The 21,331-nt window shown below is 40.8% G+C and carries 18 protein-coding genes; 4 read left to right on the top strand and 14 right to left on the bottom strand.

Annotated features, from left to right (window positions below):
- The first annotated feature begins 224 nt into the window (after positions 1-224).
- The gene (locus tag J7E57_RS07205; RefSeq protein WP_251029836.1) at positions 225-1,880 is read left to right on the top strand and encodes a glycoside hydrolase family 43 protein; all 1,656 of its coding nucleotides are present in this window, start codon (positions 225-227) and stop codon (positions 1,878-1,880) included.
- A gap of 159 nt (positions 1,881-2,039) precedes the next feature.
- On the opposite strand, the gene J7E57_RS07200 is transcribed toward J7E57_RS07205, so the two are convergent.
- Positions 2,040-3,407, bottom strand: a complete 1,368-nt coding sequence (locus tag J7E57_RS07200; RefSeq protein ID WP_215126524.1) for a glycoside hydrolase family 43 protein — start codon at positions 3,405-3,407, stop codon at positions 2,040-2,042.
- Positions 3,408-3,657: 250 nt separating this feature from the next.
- Between J7E57_RS07200 and J7E57_RS07195 the strand changes: the two genes are divergently transcribed.
- Positions 3,658-5,208 carry a glycoside hydrolase 43 family protein gene (locus J7E57_RS07195; protein WP_215126522.1) on the top strand — a complete coding sequence of 517 codons (1,551 nt, stop codon included), beginning with the start codon at positions 3,658-3,660 and terminating at the stop codon, positions 5,206-5,208.
- A gap of 529 nt (positions 5,209-5,737) precedes the next feature.
- Here J7E57_RS07195 and J7E57_RS07190 read toward each other — a convergent pair.
- The 12 genes from J7E57_RS07190 to J7E57_RS07135 form a co-directional block, all read right to left on the bottom strand.
- Positions 5,738-6,838, bottom strand: coding sequence for a glycoside hydrolase family 43 protein (locus J7E57_RS07190; RefSeq protein WP_251029835.1), 1,101 nt, complete (start codon positions 6,836-6,838; stop codon positions 5,738-5,740).
- Positions 6,839-6,859: 21 nt separating this feature from the next.
- Positions 6,860-9,712, bottom strand: a complete 2,853-nt coding sequence (locus J7E57_RS07185) for a glycosyl hydrolase 115 family protein (RefSeq protein ID WP_215126520.1) — start codon at positions 9,710-9,712, stop codon at positions 6,860-6,862.
- Between the two features lie 3 nt (positions 9,713-9,715).
- Complete coding sequence (locus J7E57_RS07180; RefSeq protein WP_215126518.1) at positions 9,716-10,822, bottom strand: endo-1,4-beta-xylanase; 1,107 nt, start codon at positions 10,820-10,822, stop codon at positions 9,716-9,718.
- A gap of 38 nt (positions 10,823-10,860) precedes the next feature.
- Positions 10,861-11,700: a sialate O-acetylesterase gene (locus J7E57_RS07175; RefSeq protein WP_215126516.1), complete on the bottom strand. Its 840-nt coding sequence runs from the start codon at positions 11,698-11,700 to the stop codon at positions 10,861-10,863.
- 90 nt (positions 11,701-11,790) lie between these two features.
- Positions 11,791-12,870, bottom strand: coding sequence for an endo-1,4-beta-xylanase (locus J7E57_RS07170; RefSeq protein ID WP_215126514.1), 1,080 nt, complete (start codon positions 12,868-12,870; stop codon positions 11,791-11,793).
- 233 nt (positions 12,871-13,103) lie between these two features.
- Complete coding sequence (locus tag J7E57_RS07165; RefSeq protein ID WP_215126512.1) at positions 13,104-13,985, bottom strand: glycoside hydrolase family 43 protein; 882 nt, start codon at positions 13,983-13,985, stop codon at positions 13,104-13,106.
- Between the two features lie 333 nt (positions 13,986-14,318).
- Complete coding sequence (locus J7E57_RS07160; RefSeq protein WP_215126509.1) at positions 14,319-14,876, bottom strand: ferritin-like domain-containing protein; 558 nt, start codon at positions 14,874-14,876, stop codon at positions 14,319-14,321.
- A 126-nt stretch (positions 14,877-15,002) separates the two neighbouring features.
- Positions 15,003-15,680: a DUF6766 family protein gene (locus tag J7E57_RS07155; protein ID WP_215126507.1), complete on the bottom strand. Its 678-nt coding sequence runs from the start codon at positions 15,678-15,680 to the stop codon at positions 15,003-15,005.
- 9 nt (positions 15,681-15,689) lie between these two features.
- Positions 15,690-16,166, bottom strand: a complete 477-nt coding sequence (locus J7E57_RS07150) for a CinA family protein (protein ID WP_251029834.1) — start codon at positions 16,164-16,166, stop codon at positions 15,690-15,692.
- 198 nt (positions 16,167-16,364) lie between these two features.
- On the bottom strand, positions 16,365-16,646 hold the full coding sequence (locus J7E57_RS07145; protein WP_215126503.1) for a hypothetical protein: 282 nt from the start codon (positions 16,644-16,646) through the stop codon (positions 16,365-16,367).
- Between the two features lie 106 nt (positions 16,647-16,752).
- Positions 16,753-18,306: an FAD-dependent oxidoreductase gene (locus J7E57_RS07140; protein ID WP_215126501.1), complete on the bottom strand. Its 1,554-nt coding sequence runs from the start codon at positions 18,304-18,306 to the stop codon at positions 16,753-16,755.
- A gap of 186 nt (positions 18,307-18,492) precedes the next feature.
- Entirely contained in the window at positions 18,493-19,413 is a 921-nt protein-coding gene (locus tag J7E57_RS07135; RefSeq protein WP_215126500.1) for a diacylglycerol/lipid kinase family protein, read from the bottom strand.
- Positions 19,414-19,479: 66 nt separating this feature from the next.
- Between J7E57_RS07135 and surE the strand changes: the two genes are divergently transcribed.
- Positions 19,480-20,208, top strand: coding sequence for a 5'/3'-nucleotidase SurE (gene surE, locus J7E57_RS07130; RefSeq protein ID WP_215126499.1), 729 nt, complete (start codon positions 19,480-19,482; stop codon positions 20,206-20,208).
- A gap of 56 nt (positions 20,209-20,264) precedes the next feature.
- On the opposite strand, the gene J7E57_RS07125 is transcribed toward surE, so the two are convergent.
- Positions 20,265-20,465 (bottom strand): hypothetical protein, encoded by a 201-nt coding sequence (locus tag J7E57_RS07125; RefSeq protein ID WP_215126496.1) that lies wholly within the window; start codon positions 20,463-20,465, stop codon positions 20,265-20,267.
- 272 nt (positions 20,466-20,737) lie between these two features.
- On the opposite strand from J7E57_RS07125, the gene J7E57_RS07120 reads away from it, so the two are divergent.
- Positions 20,738-21,241: a hypothetical protein gene (locus tag J7E57_RS07120; protein ID WP_215126494.1), complete on the top strand. Its 504-nt coding sequence runs from the start codon at positions 20,738-20,740 to the stop codon at positions 21,239-21,241.
- The last annotated feature ends 90 nt before the right edge of the window (positions 21,242-21,331 follow it).

Raw genomic sequence — 21,331 nt, 5'->3', positions numbered from 1 at the left:
GTCTGTCAATGGTAGATGTTAGAATTTTTCAAATACATGGGTGGGTTGATGACAGACTTACATAGAAAGGTTGTCATTGCAATGACGACATATTGTGAGCTATAAAATCCCCTGTCACCCATATTGATTTTTTTAAAACAAACATCTGGAGCTTTCTTTTGAACAAATGGCTCATGTCAGTAAGGAAGTAGATGTTAGTTTTGAGCATAACCAACGTGCATTTTATGAAAAAACTTCTTCTATTGATTGCCCTTCTTTATACTGGCTATTCGTACGGACAAATTAAATTTACAAACCCGATTATGGCTGGGTTTTATCCTGATCCCAGTGTAACCAAAGTGGGAAGCGATTATTACCTTGTTAATTCAACCTTCGCCTACTTTCCAGGGGTTCCGGTGTTCCATAGCAAGGATTTAAAAAATTGGAAACAGATCGGCAATGTGATCGATCGCCCGTCACAAATGACTTTCTTCGGTGATCGTACCTCGAGAGGGCTTTTTGCACCTTCAATCAATTATTATAAAGGGATATTTTATATGACCTGTACCAATATCGATAAGCGCGGAAATTTTGTAATGACGTCAAAAAAACCTGAAGGACCATGGAGTGATCCAGTTTGGTTACCGCAAGTGAGAGGGATTGACCCGTCACTTTTTTTTGATCAGGACAAAGCCTATATCGTTTATAACAGCGATGCGCCAGATAATAAGTCCCTATATCCAGGGCACCGAACCATCCGTACTTTTCAATTTGATCCAGTGGGTTTAAAAGTAGTGGGTGAAGAAGTTCAGCTGGTAAATGGTGGGGTAGACATCAGCAAAAAACCGGTCTGGATTGAAGGACCGCACATTTTTAAACGTGGCGATTGGTATTATCTCTGTGCTGCCGAAGGAGGTACTTCCGTTAATCACTCACAGGTAATTTTAAGAAGTAAGCAAGCCACCGGACCTTATGTTCCATATGAGAAAAACCCGATATTGACACAACGCGATTTAGATCCAAACCGTAAAGACCCGATTACCTCTACCGGTCATGCAGAATTGGTTGATGGTCCAGATGGGAAAACTTATGCCATTTTCCTGGCTGTAAGACCTTATGAAGGCAATCATTATAATACTGGGAGGGAAACATTTATCGCACCGGTTAAATGGGTAGATGGCTGGCCTATCATTAATCCAGACCAAAAAGAAGTTCAATATAGTTATACTGCTGATTTTAAGGAAGTAAAACAGACTGCCCCGCCACAAAGTGGAAACTTTGCTTACAGAACTACATTCGATAAAAAACTTGATCAATCGTTATTGTTTCTAAGAACCAATGATACCAGCTGGTATAAGTTAGATAAAGAAAATGGCTTAACAATGAAGTTATTGCCAGAAACGTGCATGGGGTTAGGAAATCCGGCATTTATTGGTAAAAGACAGCAGCATTTAACAGGTAGCGCTTCAACCGAGATGACCTTTACGGCATCGCAGCCAAATGAAAAAGCAGGAATGCTTATCTTTCAAGGTGAATATAATTTTTATTACATCTGCAAATCAATAAAAGATGGCAAGCAGGTCGTTCAGCTTTACAAAGGAAACCGAGCTACTAAGGGTATGGACTTGATTATTGAAGCTCCGGTAAAAGCTAAAACCCTGCAGTTTAAAATAGGAGCTAATCGAGGGCTTTACAATTTTCTGTACGCTGAAAGTCCGGGCAAATGGAAAATATTGAAGGATAATGTGGATGGGAAGTTTTTGAGTACTGAAACCGCGGGAGGTTTTGTCGGCTCACTTTATGCGCTTTATGGTACTTCATCCGGAGAAAACACTAAAAGTACAGCGTCTTTTAAATGGTTAGATTATAGTGGCAATGATGCCATTTACAAGCAAAAATAAACAATACATTTCTGTTGATCTTATTGCCTGACGCATATTGAAAAATAATTAATATTTCTAGGCCTCCTGCGAAAAGTTTTTCCAGGTTGATTAGCCATAAAAAAAACCTCGCAGGTGCAATACCTGCGAGGTTAATTTGCTTAAAAATAGGGTGAAATTCTATTTCGCCGAAAATGTCCAAAAATCAATATTTACTTCTGGTTTTTCTGCGCCTTTAATGGTTATAAAAAGATCTTGTTTTCCCGTTGCGCCATTAACTTTGCAGCTCACTTCTTTCCAGGCCTGCGCATCACCAGTGTTTGGTAGGGCTAGTGTTCCGATTACTTTTCCGTCAGGGCTGCCTAAGCGGAGTTCAATTTTATTGTCCTTTCCAATACTTGCTACAGAAGCTGAAAACTTTTTTGCTCCCTTGCCGAAGTCTACGCCCCTAACTTTTATCCAGTCTCCGTTTTTAATATGCGTAACATTTAAACCACCTTTGCTGCATGTTTCAGTTTTAACACCTTGTTGGTCACTCATCGTTTCGGCCTCCACACGCATGTAGGGATTTAATCCTTCCACCTGTGGTACTCCATCTGCCGTGTAGGTTACCTGTTCGATACTGCCATCGGCTTTGTAATTTAGCACCTCAACAGCCAGATTTCTTTTAAATTCTGTGGGGATTCCCAATTTGTATGCTACAGCCCTGTTGTGGTAGGCGTGGTACCATTGTCCTTTAAATTCGAAAATCCCCTGATGGTTGTTGTTATTGTTTTTTGGCGGTTGCGCGGCAACAATTCCTCCATAGGTAAATCCAGTTGTAGGGCTTTTACTCATCATATAGTCGATGCGCATCTGCGCTTTCGGGTTGGTTGAGTAGGAGAAATAATAAATCCCATTGCGCTTATGCATCCACGAAGCCTCGAAAAATGCAGGAGCAGTAATAGATGTAGCAGGGCCATCTACGCTGATCATATCCCGGTTAAGTTTAATTACCCGAACATTACTTTCGCCGTTACCACCAAAATACATATAGGCCTGGCCATCATCGTCAATAAAGGTCATTGGATCAAATAACCACATGTTGGGTGCAGGTAGTACACCTGGTGTTTCGGTTTCAACGAGTTTTTTCCCAATGGGATCTTTAAATGGCCCTATCGGACTGCTTGAAGTTGCTACGCCGATGCCATTGCCGCCATTTCCGAAGTATAGAAAAATTTTGCCGTCGCGGGCAATTGCTGCCGGAGCCCAGGTTCTGCCTGCCCAGGCTACATCTCTAGGTGCTTCAAATACCACACCATGGTCTGTCCAGTTTTTCATGTCGCTGCTCGAAATGCAAACGATCGATTTCATTTTGTATCCGCTATTTTTATCGTAGGAGTTCTCATCATCATTAGACGCGTAGAGATAAACTCTTCCATTGTAAACAAGGGTGCCAGGGTCTGCCAAATGACGATAACCGACTATAACATCATCGGCGGAGCTGATTTGGGTGGTTGTAAGAAGAAACAGAAAAGCGCAGAAGGCTAGGATGGATTTAAGGTTCATAAAAGATAAATTTGGTTAATTTCAATCAATGCCGCTAAATTATTGAGAACCCTAGTCAGCAACTACTTTATTTCGTCAATTTTACTAGCACATTTGGTTAGTTTGCTTATTTTCCTGTAACGGGATTGATTGAATTAAAAACATTTGTAACATAGATTTGAACAAAGCGGTTCGTTGATCTGCATATTTCTAAATAGCTTTGAATACCGAATATAAACGCAGTGCAAATTGAAAAAGCTGAGTAACCTCTATGAAGAATCTTAAATTATTTACATCATTGCTCTTTTTTATGCTAAATACATTTAGTGTTTACGCGCAAAAAGCGACAAATCCACTCATTTTTGCCGATGTTCCCGATCTTTCGATGATCAGAGTAGGGAAAGTGTATTACATGAGCAGCACTACGATGCACATGAATCCTGGGGTGCCCATCATGAAATCAACTGATCTGGTAAACTGGAAAATTGTAAGTTATGCTTACGATACCCTCGGAAATGCTGACGAATTAACTTTATCCAATGGAAAGTGGGATTATGGGCGAGGATCGTGGGCAAGCAGCCTTCGTTTTCATCAAGGCATTTATTATGTAAGCACTTTCTCTGGTACCACAGGCAAAACGTATATCTACAGTACAAAAGATATTGAAAAAGGCCCGTGGAAACTTACGTCTTTTAAACCTTCGCTCCATGACCACTCCTTGTTTTTTGAGGATGGAAAAGCTTACATGGTATACGGAGCCGGCAAAATTACTTTGGTAGAATTAAAGGAAGATTTATCTGGAATAAAACCTGACACGAAACCCATAGCGATTATCGAAAACGCAAGCCTTCCAACAGGTACGGGGGCCGGATTACCAGCTGAGGGCTCCCAACTGTTTAAAATTAATGGCAAATATTATCTTTTTAACATTACCTGGCCACGAAATGGGATGCGTACAGTTGTAGTACACCGTTCCGACAAACTTATGGGGCCATATGAAGGGCGTGTAGCACTTAAAGATAAGGGGGGTGCGCAGGGCGGTTTAATCAGTACGCCAGAAGGAAAATGGTTTTCTTATCTTTTTAGAGATTTTGGATCCGTTGGCCGCATTCCATATTTAGTTCCGGTTACCTGGGAAGATGGCTGGCCGATGTTGGGTGTTGATGGTAAAGTCCCGGAAACATTGGAACTTCCGGTTAGTAGTGGCTTAATTCCCGGTATTGTGGCATCAGATGAATTTACCCGCAAAAAAGGCGAGCCCGCGCTTCCTCTGGTATGGCAATGGAACCACAATCCAGACCATGCATTTTGGTCGCTAACCAAACGCCCAGGATTTTTACGGATTACCACCTCCAGATTGGATACGAATATTCTTCTGGCCCGTAATACATTAACCCAGCGTACCATCGGGCCCGTATCAACCGCAATCACTTCAATTGATATTTCCAATATGAAAACTGGAGACCAGGCGGGATTGATTTTGCTGCAACGCAAATTCGGCTGGGTAGGCGTAAAACATACAGGATCAAAGAAAACGGTAGTAACGGTAAGCGCCCAAAGTGGTACTGTAAATGGTGAAGATGTTCCAGCTGGACAGCAAACCATTTATCTCAAAGCAAGATGTGATTTTGAGAACCGAATAGATAAAGGTTATTTTTTTTACAGCTTTGATGGCAAAACCTGGAAACCAATAGGGGAGCCTTTGCAAATGTCGTATACGCTTCCCCATTTTATAGGCTACCGTTTTGGGCTGTTTAATTACGCAACTGAAAATGCTGGAGGATATGTTGACTTCGATTATTTTAGGATTGAAGCAAAATAGAATAGTTCCCGCTTAATCTTATCAGTTTATTTGTTGATTTAGCTAAATCATCAGAATTTTGGACAGACTGCTTCAAGTTTACTTATCAATAAATTATGAAGTTAGTCGATTAGAAGTGTCGTCATTTCGACTGAAGCTTACCGATTTTTCATCGGTAGCGTAATGGAGAAATCTTTAAACTTTTCGGTAACATAGTTCAAAGATCTCTCCACTCCGCTTTGCTTCGGTCGAGATGACGATTTTTCTACTAGGATCTGTCATTGATAGTGTAGTCGAAGGGCATTTATTCGCTGTATTGCGCGTTTTTTGTCCCCAGATTTCTCAATTGTCAATTCCAGAAACCTGGGGATAATAATAATTCTACCTAGATTAACTTCATCAATTGCTTCAATCCGTACAACGAGGTTGTATCATAAAGATAGATTTGTCATCCTGAGCCTGTCGAAGGACCCATTTAAATACCCTTTAAGGAGTTTCGACAGGCTCAACATGACAGCATCTGAGGTGAAATCGCTTTTATGATACACCCTTATTCAACCCATGGTTCAATCATTTGGATTGTTCCATCGGCATTGTGCTTCAATTCCGTCACTTTCACATTTCTGAGGTGTGTTTTCCCCGAAAGCTGGGTGTCGTGGTAAAAAATATACCATTTGCCTTTTATCTCTAAAATGGAATGGTGGGTGGTCCAACCTTGAACGGGCTTCATAAAAGTGCCTTCGTAAACAAACGGTCCATAAGGTTTGTCGCCAATCGCATATGCTAAATAATGGGTATCACCTGTTGAGTAAGTGAAATAATATTTTCCATTAAATTTGTGCATCCAGGCACCTTCAAAAAAACGTCTGTCGTGGTCATTAGTGAGTAGTGCTTTTCCTTGTTTATCTACTAGTTGAACATCTTTCACTTCGCCATCAAACGATAACATACTGCTGCTCAATTTCGCTACCTTAGCACTCAATGCGGGTTCATTTTCTTTTTGTGAGTCGGTTTTAGATCCATTGGCATCGTATTTTCCATTATTCCAACGTTGCAACTGCCCGCCCCAAATTCCACCAAAGTACATGTAACTGGCGCCATCAGTATCTGTAAACACCGCCGGATCGATACTAAAACTCCCTTTAATAGGTTCAGGTTCAGCCTTAAATGGCCCTGCCGGACTTTTTGATGTAGCAACACCTATTCTAAATACATCAGATTTATCTTTAACCGGGAAATACAGATAATAGGTTCCGTTTTTAAAGGCGGCATCCGGAGCCCAAAGTTGCCTGCCGGCCCATGGAATATCTTTTATGCTTAATGCCACACCGTGATCGGTAACTTTACCATTAATACTGTCCATGCTCAAAATGTGGTAATCTCTCATGTCAAAATGATCACCATTATCATTTTCCGGAGTGCCAGCCTCGATATCATGTGAAGGGTAAACATAAATTTTTCCATTAAAAACGTGGGCAGAAGGATCGGCAGTATAAATTTTGGAGATTATTGGCTGTGATAAATAGCTGGTTTTTTTAGGCGTATTTGCCGTTTCCTTTTCTGTTTTTTGGTTTGCTTGCTGGCAGGAGCTGGCAATAGCCATTCCCATAATGGATGAAAAAAGGGTGATTTTTTTTAATTCGTTAATCATGTTGTTCATGGTTTGGTTAATTTAATTTCGTGTGCTTTTAATGCTTTCTGGTGGTCCTAAGTAACTTGGTTTTAATTCTCCAAGATCTAGTACTAATTTTTGCAGTACCACACCTGGATTAATCATCCAATAGTTGATGGTGTGTTTTCCGGTTTTGTTAAAGACAAGGGGAGTTTTAAAAATTTTGATGTTGTTGGCTACCGATTGTCCCCAGGCATAATCAGCGGTGTAATCCTTACTGATATTAACTACTATGGGAGCTTGCCCGTCTAATGACACGGCGAACTTTAGTCCATCTTTCCCGGTAAAATCAATAGTAGGGGAGATAAAGGTATTTAAGGTAAAATTGCCCGTTTCAGTTACAAAAATGTCATAAGCTAAATGTGGTGAGCCTTCACCAGGCTGCTGAATTGGTGAAGTTACAGGTGTTGCGATTACGCCGCCCCTGGTTTTTCCGTAATTGGGAATGGTTTTCCAGAAAATAGGTCTGCTGTTTACCGCTCTGTTATAACTTGTCGCTTCCATCGAAATATAGCCCTTATCAGGGAGGAATAAATTAGCAGGTAAGTCGGTTGGTATAATGTTTTCGGTTTTAATGGGGATGGTGATGCTCGATTTATCACTGCCAGAAATGAGAATTTCACTTGTTTTGGTGTTTTTTGGCGCTTTATTCCAATCGATGCTGATCTGAATTTTCTGATCATCGTTAAGTGTTCCCTTTTTGCTGCTTAACATTACAAAATCTGGAGCTTTGATGTCGTATTTCATTTCACCCGCACCTGTTCTAAAAATTTCGAGCGTATGTGATGTATTTGCAAGCGCTGAAAAAGTGAAGCCCTGCGCTACCTTTGTTTTTCCCGTATAATGGAGCTCCGAGTTCTCCAGTGAAACACCTAGGGTGGTAGTAGCATTGTTAATCAGCGTAGTTTTAGGGATAATATTGCTATCGGGCTGTTGCCAGGAAGTGTAACCAATATGCGTTTGATCCATCATATGGTCCCATTTTCCTCCAGCCATTATTTTATTGTAGTAAGTGCTGATTTCGGCATCCCGCTTAAATAGAGAATCAACTTTGCCGGCGAAACCATTGGCTGAAAATCTGCCCTGTTTGGCATATAGTTTGTTTTTGGCTACCGCGAGATACATCTCATATAAATTAGCCACAGCTTCAATGGGATGAAGAACCAATTGGTAATAGGCGTCTTTTTGATTGACAGGTAATTGATGTTGTGTTGTAATTGCTTGTTCTTTAAGTTTTTTAAAATCAGCGGCAACTTGTTCGAACTCGTTATAGCTGCTTAAACTATAGGTATTTGCATTAAGCAGTTCTGGTTTAGTTCTACCTGCGTATTTTAGATAAGTATCTATATGGTTGGCAATTGCTGTAGCGTGTTCATTCCCAAACTGGTTGGTCGCCCAATTAATTGTGTAGTCTATTAATTTATCGGCCGGGATGGCGTCAGGATTCCAGGCATAATCTAAAAAGAATTGGATGGGGAACTCCATTGGTTTTAAATCGCCTACGTTTACGATCCAGATCTGATTGGCATCGTGTTCGTAAGCCAATCGCATCTGTTCCCAAATTTTTTGGATAGGGTTAGTGTTTACCCATTTGTAGTTTCTGGGGCCACCGACGTAGTCGAAGTGATAATAAATCCCATAACCGCCTTTTCTGGGCGCTTCACCTAAACCTGGCAATTTTCTAATGTTGCCCCAATTATCATCGCATAAAAGTAAAGTTACATCATCGGGAACGCGCATCCCTTTATCGTAATAATCCTGAACCTCCTTATACAAGGCCCATAGCTGTGGCGTTTGCGCTGCAGGTTTTTTGGTTACTTTTTCAATTATTTCACGTTGATCTTTTACAATTTTTTCCAATAATGCCGTAGCTGTGCCTGTAGACATGGGCTCGTCGCCATCGCCACGCATGCCAACAGTGATGATCTGTTCTTTATCGGCTACACGTTGCAGGCCGCTTTCCCAAAATGCACGTAACTGTTCTGGATTTTGATCATAGTTCCATTTGCCGCCTTTATATCTTTTCCACTCATCATGGGCCCGTGTTAAGGGTTCGTGATGAGAAGTGCCAATTACTACGCCATACTCGTCGGCTAAAACAGGGTTGAGTTTATCGTCGTCGTTAAATGCACTTCCCCACATGGCGGGCCATAAATAATTTCCTTTTAAGCGAAGAATCAATTCGAACACCTTCTCATAGAACTTATGGTTAAAACCTCCAAATTCTTTTCTGCTCCATCCGGAAAGTGCGGGAGCTTCGTCATTTAAAAATATCCCCCGATATTTTACCGCAGGTGAAGAAATTACATGACGCCCCGCAATAACATAGAGTGAACTGCTTTTTTTTATTGGAACATCGGCCCAATAGTACCAAGGCGAAACACCAATTTGAGCAGAAAGCTCGTATATTCCGTATATCGTTCCCCGCTTATCGCTTCCAGCAATTACTAAAGCAGAATCTATACCCTTAATTGGGTTTTTTATCACCTGAATTAATGTGGCTTCCCATTTTCCGGCAATTTCGGAAACATTTAGACTATGGTTCCTGATCATTTCGTCGATGATTTTGCTGTTGCCGATAGTGCCAATGATGATCGGCATGCTGGTTGTTTTATCCGTTAAAAGCTCAGGTTCAAGTCCACTTACCTTTTTAATATCGTTTTGAAGATTTTGGGCAGCACGTATAGCACCTGGCCATTCGTTGGCACTTACTAAAATAGACGGGACCTTACCTTTGCTCACCACAGCAAAACTTCCAGGCAAATAAGTATTTACCGTAATTGGACCGAACCCGGCGGCTTGTGCAATGAGGACGTTGAAAAGGAGTAGGATGAGCGGAAATATTTTCTTCATTATTTAAAATTTAATAACGCTCCAATAGGCTTTTTTTGGTTTTAATTGCGTGTCGAAAAGTAAAGGGTAATTTTTGCGGCCAGGTACAGGATAACCATCCAGCCAGGTACGGCGATCAGAAATGTTCCAGAATGTAACGTTGGTGATTACATTTTTATACTTTCTGAACACGTTGAACACCATTTTGTACTTTTCAACCTGCCTGGCTTCAAGTTCAGCGGTGTAAGCATCGCTTTCATTCGCACGTTTGGCCCGTTTATTTTTCTCCCATGGATAAATGGAAAGGTCTAACTCGGTAAACTGTATTTTAAGACCTAAAGATGAATAGCGTTCAATTGCTGTAACAAGTTCTTTTTCACTAGGTTCGTAGATAGACCAATGCGCCTGGAGGCCAACACCGTCTATAGGTACGCCTTTGTCCTTCAGGCTTTTTAGCAACTTGTATACGCGTTCTCTTTTTTCTGGTCGTTCGGTATTGTAATCATTGTAATAAAGCTTTGCATCGGGATCGGCGGCATGTGCATATTCAAAGGCTTTAATGATAAAGTCTTCACCACAGATTTGGTACCATTTCGAATTTCGTAAGTATTTTGTAGAATCATCGTCAATGGCCTCATTTACAACATCCCAGGCATATATTTTTCCCTTATATCGCCCAACTACGGCATCAATATGTGCCTTCAACCGTTGTAACAATACTATTTTACTTACTTTCTTTCCCTCTTTATCGGTGAAAAACCATGAGGGTGCCTGTTCGTGCCAGCATAAATTATGGCCACGTACTTTGATGTTATTTTGCGCTGCAAAGCTGATAATAGAATCGGCTTCCCGCCAATTAAATTTCCCCTCTATAGGCTGCATCGACTCCATTTTCATGTCGTTTTCTGCTGTAATGCTGTTAAAATGTTTTTTAATCAACGCACTTTCCTCTCCGCTCAGATTTCTTTTGCCAACGGCAACACCAATTGAAAAGTAATCTTTGTAAAAACCTTTTAAACCCCTGGTATCTGTTTGATTACTGGAAAGCGATTGACCCGTTTTACATCCTTCGAAGCCCAGTACAAAGAATAGAGATAGGATATAAGTAGAAAATATATTTTTGGCACTCATTGTATCTTGATCAGTTTGGAAAAGTATAGGCTATTTGATTATTTTTTGCCGAGTAAGCTCAGCATCTTTTCTCCATATCTTTTGCCTAACATGCGGTAGCCTTCGGCAGAAAAATGAAGGTTGTCCGGTCCATCGAGGCAACCCGCAGAAGAAATAACATGTGCATTGGGGATGGTTTGCGGTAAAGTTGCAATAATGGCGTTCATGCTGGCACAAACTCCACCCTGATCGGCGTTTACCACTTCTCCGGCCAGTAGCGGCGTTTTTTTAGCTTCTAATTTTAGGTCTTTTAATAAGTTTTCATACACGCCCTTTACTTTTTCTGGCCAGGCTTTGTCGCCGGTGTTTGACTCTCCCTGATGCAACAATATCCCTTTGATTATGCCACTTTGCTGTGCAATTTTAGCCATCTCTACCATCCTGGCATATGGGTTTCCCTCGTATTCAGCTAACATACCCTTCATCCAATCTGGCGCTGTTGCCGTGTAGGATTGGTAATTTTCTTTGTCGAACAGTTCAATTTTACATCCGCCTACGGCGACATTGATTACACCGATTTTAATATTTTTGGGCAGGTTGGCAACAAGTGTCCGGCCGAAATAATCTACCGGCCCCAGTCCTGTTTTACATCGTGTTAGTGGTGGGACAGCAGTATACCAGTTGCCTTTTGTACGGTTTAAGTTGTCGCAATTAACGGCTTCCAACAGGCGAAACCGTTGGTCAACTGCTGTAGTATCTTGTGTTTCAAATTTGGCGGCACCTTCCATGTTCGATTGTCCGAAACACAGAAATATATAAAAATTCGAATCTTGTGAAAATGAGGGAATGCTGATCAGCAATAAAGCTGCGCATGTAAAGATGGCACGAAGTTTAGTCATATTTGGTTATAGTTAATTGATGTTTTGTTACGCTTAATAGCTGATGATTTAGCAGTAGATATTGTCTTTGATCATCAAATGGTTGCTTGTTTAAAACTTTGTAACCTCGTAGTATGCTTTTTTGGGTTTTAAATCGGTATCAAATAGTAATGGAAAGTTTTTCCTACCCCTGGCATCGAGCCAGCTATAACGGTCGGAGAGGTTCCAAAAAGTAACACCTGTAATGTTCTTTTTATATTTTCTGAACACCTCAAAAACCATCTTGTATTTTTCCAATTGCTGCTGTTCCATTTCTGGTGTAAAAACAGCTGCATTAATGCCTTTTTCGCCTGTAATCATCTGGCCGCCCTGTCTTCCCGAATACACGGAAATATCCAGTTCGGTAAATTGGATCTGAAGACCTAGTGATGAAAATAATTCAATAGATTTTTCAAGTTCGAAGCGGGTAGGGTTACTGATAGACCAATGCGCCTGTAATCCAATGCCATGGATGGGAACTCCTTTGGCTAATAGCTTTTTAAGCATCCGATATATCTTATCCCGTTTGATGGGATTTTCCGTATTGTAATCGTTATAAAACAACAATGCTTTTGGATCTGCTGCATGTGCATCCCTAAATGCTTGTTCAATAAATTCCTCTCCGGCAATATTATACAGCTGAGATTTTCGGAAAGTGCTGGTGTCATCTGCAATCACCTCATTTACTACATCCCAGGCATAAATTTTCCCACGGTAGCGTGATACAACGGTGTTAATATGGTTTTTGATCCTGGAAAGCAACACTTCTTTCGTTACCTGGTTTCCTGTAGAGTCTTTAAATAACCATCTTGGTGTTTGGGCATACCAAACTAAGCAGTGGCCCCTTACTTTTATCTTATTCTGTAATCCAAATTGAACAATTGAATCTGCAATTTTCCAGAAAAATCTATTTTCAAAAGGGTGTATTGGACCCATTTTCATTGCATTTTCTGCCGTGATACTATTAAAATGTGTTAAGATCAACGACTTTTCTTGATTATGGAGGTCGCTCGGCTTAACGGCAACACCTATGGGGAAATAATTTTTATAGTAATCTTTAAGCCCGCTGGCTCTTTTGTATGCACTTAAGGTTAGGACCCCTAAGAAAAGGAATAGCAGAATCGCTAGTAATTTGTTCGGCTTTCGGCTCATAATCTGGTTTGATGATCAGCAGGCTAAATTATTCGGATTGTGGCTATGAGAATAGTTTATTTCGTCATTTTTACTAGTACATTTGAATAATCGGGTGTTTTTTTCATAATACCTGTTTGTTTTGTGCTTCCCTGGTAAATGCAATTGCAGCGATCTGGATTAGAACTATAAATCATTGCTGGAGTATATTAGGATGGTGTTTTTTGTTGGTCAGGCGGTCTAAGCTGGGAGTGCTAGCCTAACCCTTCGCTGGTCATTAGCACCCGCTTGATTGTCCCATCTGGATTATAATAAAGATAATCAACGCAGACCGAACGCCTGTGACTGCCTCCGCCTTTTAATGCGCCGCTATGATAAAAGAAGTAGTTCCTTCCATTGAATTCGACAATGGCTGGACGGTTTGTTTCGCAGTTTCCGGCCAGTTCGTTTAATATTCCTTTGAATACCCATGGCCCACGTATGCTGGGGCTCATGGCATAGGCTACCTTTTCCGGGTTGCCATAACCGTATGTTAGATAGTACCAGTCGTTGCGTTTAAAAACATGGGCACCTTCAGAGAAACCAGGTAGCTCAATCGTATTGATTTTGCCCTGCAAATTGAGCATATCGTCACTTAGCTTAGCGAAATAGCACTGTTGGTTACCCCAAAAGATATAAGCCTGGCCGTCTGTGTCAATGATTACAGAAGGGTCGAGGTTCGCCATCGGATTTTTGTCGAAAGGGATATCATTTCCAGTGATCAGTGCCGATCCGATTGGATCACGGAAAGGACCTGTTGGTGTTTCTGATATTCCAAGTGCAATTGCTTTGCCTGGTATATCACGATGGGAGACTGCAGCAAACCAATAAAAGTGCTGTTTGTTAAAAACCACACAGGATGCAAATGCATCCCCACTAGCCCAGCTAAAATCTTTTGCCCGTAGTGGTATCGGATGTTCTTCCCAGTGGATCAGGTCAGTGGAAGAAAAGCAGAGCCAGTTGCGCATGATATAGCTTTGTACCCCTGGTGGTGCTTCATCATGCCCGGTATATAAATATACTTTCTGATCGTATAACAAAACAGTTGGATCAGAAGTGAATTTGTGGCTGAATATGGGATTTCCTGCGTTGATCATATCATTTGCATAATAATAACACTAAATGGTCTCGAAGTATCGTCATTTCGATCGTAGTGTTCCAAAGGAACTCCTTCTGAGGAGAAATCTTCCAAGAATCGTTATTGCGAGAAGGCTTTTCCGCCGACGAAGCAATCTTACAACGATCGCTACCAGCGCTTTAAGATTCCCGCCTGCGCGGGAAAGACGACTGTTTTTTGCAAGCTATCAACGGTAGCCTGTCGAAAGGCCTGTTTAAACCTCCTTAAGAGTATTTAAACAGGCCCTTCATAGGAGTCCTTTGGACAACAGGACAACATCTGAGGTAAAATGCCTTTATGATACAAACTCTTTTTATTCTGCAACGGCCTCTTCATTAACCGCGTTGACAGCAATTTCAGTAAGTGCCACATCGGTTGCCTTTTCATTGTCAAGGGTCTGAGAAAGCAGTTCGGCCACGTCGCTATGTCCAATATTTTCGGCAAATACCCTTAGGGTACCATAGGTTGCAATTTCATAATGTTCCACTTTTTGAGCTGCCAGGATAAGTCCTGCATCTCTTATCATTGTACCTTTATCGGTATCAGCGATAATTCCATCGGCTTCTTCCAGTAAACCTGCCATTGCATCACACTTTTTAGCTACCGGTTTTTCACCTAAAAGCCCAAAAACTTCTTCCAGTGTGCTTACATGTTGTTGAGTTTCCGTGGTGTGCTTTTCAAAAGCTGCTGCAAGCTCAGGGCTAGTGGCTGCTTTCTGCATTTTTGGAAGCGCTTTAGCAAGGTGTTTTTCTGCCCAATAAATATCCTTTAATTCATCAATAAAAAAATCATGGAATTCAGAATTTTCTATTTTTCCTGTTTTTGATGTAGATTTTGAGGCTTTATTGCCCGCTGTTTTTGTAGTTGCCATAATTATAATTTTAATAGGTTTTTGATATTTATAGAACAAGCTGAAATTTCAAATGGTTTTATGTTTTTTATTTAAATTCTTGCTATTAATCTATTAATCATTGTCAATTTTAATATTCTGATCTTTTTATTTTCCCGTTTCCATATGCGGCGCATCTACGGGTTTAGATTCAGGAGAGCCTTTCTGCCTTAAGAAAATGGTTAATACGACAATAGCAGCTACTGAAAGAAATTCGCTCTGCCAGTTTTGAAAGGTTTCAAACCAGAAGTTGGCCTGGCCAAGATAGGCAGTCATCGTATCTGTTGCTTTACCTTTTAATATTTGCTCAGCGTTGTGATCTCGCCAGCTACCATAAAAATGGAGGTACCAGCTTAACAGAAAAAGTATGCTGAAAGTAATAGAAAGCGAGTTCGAATACAGTTTCAAAATCAGCCCGCCCTTGCGTACAGGCCATGGGGCATCCTTCGAGGCGACAGGCTCGCGGTCTACCGCTTCTTCTTCATCAAGTTTTTTAGATTCGGCCGAACCGATCTGACGTAATTTTACGGTTAGCAGCACATAAAGAACCATCTGCAGGAACTCGCTTTCAAAATTTTCGAAAGTGGCTGAAATAAAATGCCCGGTATGAAGGTAATTATTAAAAGAGATCGGCGAAGCTCCCTGGTCGCTCAGTTCGCCATTGTGTTCTTTCCAGCCGGTAATTGCCTGTGCGAGGAGTGTAAAAACAAATAGGCTGATAAAAGTTACCGAAAGTCCGTTCCGGTACAGCCAGGTCTTTTTTGGAAATACTTTCTTTGCTTTCATATCTATTTATTAGTTATCTAAAGAGATGATGTAATCTTCTAACATGGTTGCGCAAGCCAATACGGTTGCTGTAACAATTTCCTCACGACTTCCGGTAAAATTAAGCCTTTCTGAAAAAGCCAGTTCGTGGTGGTGGGTAGCGTAGATGAAAATGGTGCCTACCGGTTTTTCCTGGGTTTCACTTCCTCCGGGAGCTGTAAGTCCGGTAATGCCGATATGGATGTCAGCATCTATCAATTTTGACAGTCCCAGGGTTATGGCCTGTGTAACCTCCATTGATTCAGGTGTATACATCTTGATCAACGAAGCGTCAACCTGTAAAAGATCTTCCTTTAAGCAGGCATCATAACAGGTAATGCCTCCTTTAAGGAATTTACCTGCATCATCTATCATTGAAAAATCTGCTGAAAGCCGGCCTGCCGTTGCGCTTTCAGCAAAAGCAATTGTGAGGTTTCTGCCAATGAGCATTTTGCCTACACTTTTCATCTTTTCATTCATTGTAAAATCTAACTATTGGCCCCCACATAAACAGATCAGTTTTGCAGGTCTCTACAGTCCTGATGCCGGTAATATGGAGTCCTTGGCCTAAATAACAACCTTTATGGATAAATGGTTTTATGCAATAGGGAGTAAGAACGGAACTTCTCTGATAATAAAAATGAAGATCTGGCTAAGCTTCTGTTATTACTGATTTGCAAGGTGATTTTCAATTTCGCCTGCAATGAGGTTAATTTCATGAATGCCTAATGATACCTGTGTCGCTTCGGAATTCAGTTTATGATCGGAATATTCTGGCATTCCGGGATCAATCTCTTCCTGTTGAAGCAGTATCCAGTCCAGCCCCATTTTTCGGATGGCACCGAGTATACTGCCTAGATAAACGATTATATAATAATCTTCCTTTGGAATAATTGTCAGGGTAATTTTATCATCACCATGATCGATCTGGATATTAAATGAAGCCATGAAATTACAACCCTAATGTTGATGGATTTGTTTGGACATTGATCTTTTTTAGCACCTTTTAGTAAAGGTTGAAATCTTGTTCAGGTTAATATCTGATCTTGCTTTATCAGGCTTCTCCAGTCTTATGGATTTCTATTCTCTCCAACGCTTTCCTTGGCGGCCCTGTAAGAACACGACCATCAGTAGCGAATCTTCCCCCATGACAAGGACAGTCCCAGCTCTTTTCACTGGCGTTCCAGTTAACAATGCAACCGGCATGTGTGCACACAGGGTTTAATGCGATAACCTTGCCGTTTATATCTTTATATAAAGCGAGCTTTTTGCCTTCTAACTCTACTATTTTGCCTTCATCGTTTTTTAGTTCATTTGTTGACTGGATAATTTCTGTTCCAAACCGGTCAGCAATGAAATGATAGGCCACATCTGCATTTTCTTGCACAAAATCCATAAAACCAGAAATAGGTTTCAATCGCGACGGGCTGAGCAGTTTTGCAAGATCGTTTTCAATACCCAATATCAGATCGGTTAAGATAATGGCCGAAAGGCTGCCGAAGATCATTCCGTTCCCGTTAAAACCCGTTGCTACAAAGCTGTTTGCATCGCCACCCGGAAACTGTCCAATATAGGGTAGGCCATCTACGGGAACATAATATTGTGATGACCACCGATAATCAATGGAACTAATGTCAAAGTTTTCCATTGCATATTGCTCTAGCGCCGAAAAGGCCTTTTCCGGATCATCGTGCCCCGTCTTATGGTCAGCGCCACCAATTAACAGGTATTGATCTCCATCTATTTCGTGACTTCGGAAGTAGTGATAAGGCTCTTGCATATCGTAGGCCAGGCAGTTGGGGTAATCTCCGTTTTTAAGTTTAGCGGCCAGTACATAACTTCGGTAAGGTGCATTTCTGAGCGAGAGGATATTAATTCCAGGTGGAATGTGTGTAGCCCATACCAAACGCCTGCCCTGAACGGTTATATTTCCTGCACTTATATAGTGGATGTCGTCTTTATATTCACTGTTTTCAACAAAGGTATGCTCCAGGATATCTCCGCCCAATTTAAGGAATTCTCTGGCGAGGCCAAGTATATATTTTATGGGATGGAATTGCGCTTGCTCTTTAAATAATAATACGTGTTGGAAATCGATTTGAATGCCGTTTTCAAATACTTCACTTACTTTAACACCAGCCTGCTGTGAAGAGGAAAGGATAGATTTAAGCTGCTCGGTCTCTTCCTGGTTCTGAGAAAAAAGGAAAGCATCCTTGTATTCAAAGTCTGCATCGATTTCGAGTGCTTTGATATTACGATGGATCATTTCGATTATTTCTTTTGTAGCACGGGCAAGCTGGGCAGAGGCTTCTTTTCCAAAATCGCTATCAACCTCCGGATAAGTGGCATCCAAAAAGGTATTCAGGTGTGCGCTCGTGCCTCCTGTTGTGCCGAAGCCCAGGTTTTGCGCTTCTATCAAAAGACATTTTTTACCCTTTCGCTGTAGTTCAAGTGCGGTGGTTACGCCGGTAATTCCTCCTCCAACGATTACTACATCGTAAACTGTATTTTCTTTGAGCGGTTTGATTTCCAGGCTAGGATGCGAAACCTGCCAAAGACTTTCATTTTTTTCGTCCCTGGTGGACGTAAGGTCATTACTGTTTTTCATAAGCTGTTTTTATGTTAAAACAGGAAGCAAAGCGCAAAGGTTTTTGAATTATTGGCGATTTTCCTTGACTTATTTTTTACCTAAACCTATGAATGTTCTTTTTGGATAAAAAAGCCGTGTTAACTTCTACAATCTTTGATAAGTAGGATGATCAGTAACAGTAGTTTTAAATAGCGCAAAACAAATTTATTTGAGTTTGTCACTTTCCACCATTATTTCTAAAAGGCTGTGCATGAGGTTTACTTTTAAACGGCTCTTTTTTATGTCATTTATCAGTTGGTCATCAACGTGCGCATCTTTTCCGTTCCATTTTATCTTTAAGTGTTTTGTTCTTATCGGGGGTATAGGAAACACTACATCTTTTCCTTTTGCAATTTCTGCGACATAGTTTTTTAGAATTTCCCTTTGGTTTTCTTCTACAATTACCACATCAAAAAAACCATCGCTGGGATCGGCATGTTCACTTAACCTCAAATTGGGACCAAGGCGCGAAATATTCATGATTTCGATCATGATACATTTTTTCCTTATTTTTTCATCCTCTACCTCTATGCTACAGGTGTGAGCAGCATAGGTTTCGGTGATGGCTAATAGCGTATCCAGTGCAATTTTGAATTCATCCTCAGCCGTTTTGATTGCTGTTGTATCCATGCCTTCGAGCTTTTGCATCAGTTTAGGAAAAATGCCAAAGCCAAAAGATTCGATAAAAAAGAGTGGTTCTGTTGTTCCGGTAACCTGTCCAATATCAAATTTTCGCAGAATGTAATTAGACCAGGAAGCTATATTACGGTCCAGATCGTCTGAAATACCAAGAGAGGTTGCAATATTATTTGCAGTACCGAAAGGGAGAAGGGCTACCGGCCGTTTGTAACGCAATTTTTTATCAAGAAGTTTGATAATCGTTTTTTTTATGGTTCCATCGCCGCCGGCAATGGCAATAAATGAAGTTTCGGGGCGGATATCTTTTAACGAACGTTTTTCAGAAGACGCGTAATCTATCGAAAAGCCATGACGCTCAATGGCTGACGAGAGTTTTTTTTCTGAATGTTTCTGCTGTCCCGCTCCAGGATTATGGATTACATGAACTAAAGGCGCTGGCTTTTTCATCTTTATTTGAACAATACAGGCCAGACTTAGTTTTATTAAGAGGTATAAACAGTAAAAAAAATAGAAATGAATATCTTGATCACCAATGACGATGGCATTTATAGCCCCGGAATAGCAGCACTTGCCAACATTGCCAAAACTTTTGGCTCAGTAAGAATTGTTGCCCCTGATGTAGAACAGTCATCTATGGGCCATGCAATAACACATTCACGGCCTTTGAGCTACAAAAAATCGCCGATTGCTTTTGAGGGTATAGATGCCTTTCGTGTAAACGGTACACCGGCCGATTGTGTTGCACTTGGCCTGCACTTATACCCTGATACCAATGTGGTGCTTTCGGGGATTAATATGGGACCAAATTTAGGCAATTCCATGTGGCATTCGGGAACATTAGCCGCGGCAAAACAAGCTGTTCTTTTGGGCGTAAAAGGCATTGCTTTAAGTACGCCGGTTGGCCGTACCGAACCTGATTTCGAAAAACTAAAATCCTTTGTGGTCAGTTCACTCGAGGAATTATTTATAAACAACGAGCTTGCCCTGTATAATGTTAATTTTCCGCCAGAACCTAAGGGCATTAAGTGGACGCGGCAGTCTGTACGCCTGTATGATGGAAATGTTGTTCCAGGAGAAGATCCGATGGGACGGAAACATTTTTGGATTACTGTAACTCCGCTTGAGCCGGCCGAAGAAGACACCGACCGTTGGGCTATTGATCATGGTTATGTTTCTATTACGCCGTTGCGGTTAGATTTGACCAATGAGGTTGAGCTTGTAAGCCACTTGATGTCTAAATAACTTAAATTTTTAGAAAAATTGTTGATGCATTAAAAAAGGCCCGTGAGGGCCCTTGCTTAATGTACTGGATTGGTTTTGTACATGGTGTCACGTTTGAGCGTGTCACGTTTGGTGGTGTCTTTTTTAGACGGCCATTCTTTGCTTTTCTTTGCAGGCTTTGTTTTTTCTGTCTTTTTTTTGGTGGTGTCTTGCCGTGTTTGAGCAACTGATGCCAGGCAGATTGAGCAGGCCAGCATCATAATCATAAGTTTTTTCATAAGAATAGAATTAGTGTTAAAATACTGGTAATAAAACAATTGCGCTTTTGTGAAAGTTTTACGAATTTTTCTTTTCAGTTTCTTTTTAGTCCGTGCAATTATTTACTGCACAACCATTGGTATTTTTTATGCTTTTCTGCACGATCAACAATTATTTTATAAAACTATCTCTGTTCTTATTTTGTTTTATGGTGAAAAACCAGATAAGTATGGGGAACAATTGTGCTGGTTTATTAATAGGTAAATTAATATTTAGTAAAAGCATTAAAATCATGAAATATCCTCAGTTTTGTCTATTTCTAATCGTTGCGCTGTTTTTGCTTGGCTGTAAGCATGATCAGACCGAATTTACCATGCACGATCGCGAATTTACCGACTCGGTGTATCCTGAAATGCAATATCAGCAGCAGTTGAACCTTGAACTACAAAAGATGGCTGATGCGCCAGAAATTAAGAATTTAGGCATCAGGAGAGGGGATGAAAATCAAGCCTATATTCAGCAGTTAGTAGCAAATACAAATACAAAGGATCAATTTTTACAAACTTCGCTCAAAGCAGAACACTTACAAAAACTAACGCTATTGCGTCAACATAATCCGGTCCAATTTGAACAGTTACATTCACTTCTCATAGATTCAGACCAAAAAATGATTGGTTTTCACGTAAAAGCTACTGGTTCTGCAGGATTGCTCAACCCTGATTTGAGGGCCTGGGCTGAAGCAAAAATTGCCCATTGGACGGCAGACCTGAATGAAATCCAAGGCTTAAAAAAATAAGCAAAGCTGATGTTACCGCCCCCAGTTTTTATTGTTCTGGTGTTCGCGCTATAATTATACAAAGTTTTAATCTAACCTGGCTGAAGTTTA

The organism is Pedobacter sp. ISL-64, assembly GCF_018613605.1.
In the GTDB taxonomy this organism is placed as follows: domain Bacteria; phylum Bacteroidota; class Bacteroidia; order Sphingobacteriales; family Sphingobacteriaceae; genus Pedobacter.
This window is presented reverse-complemented; position numbering and strand designations above follow the sequence as displayed.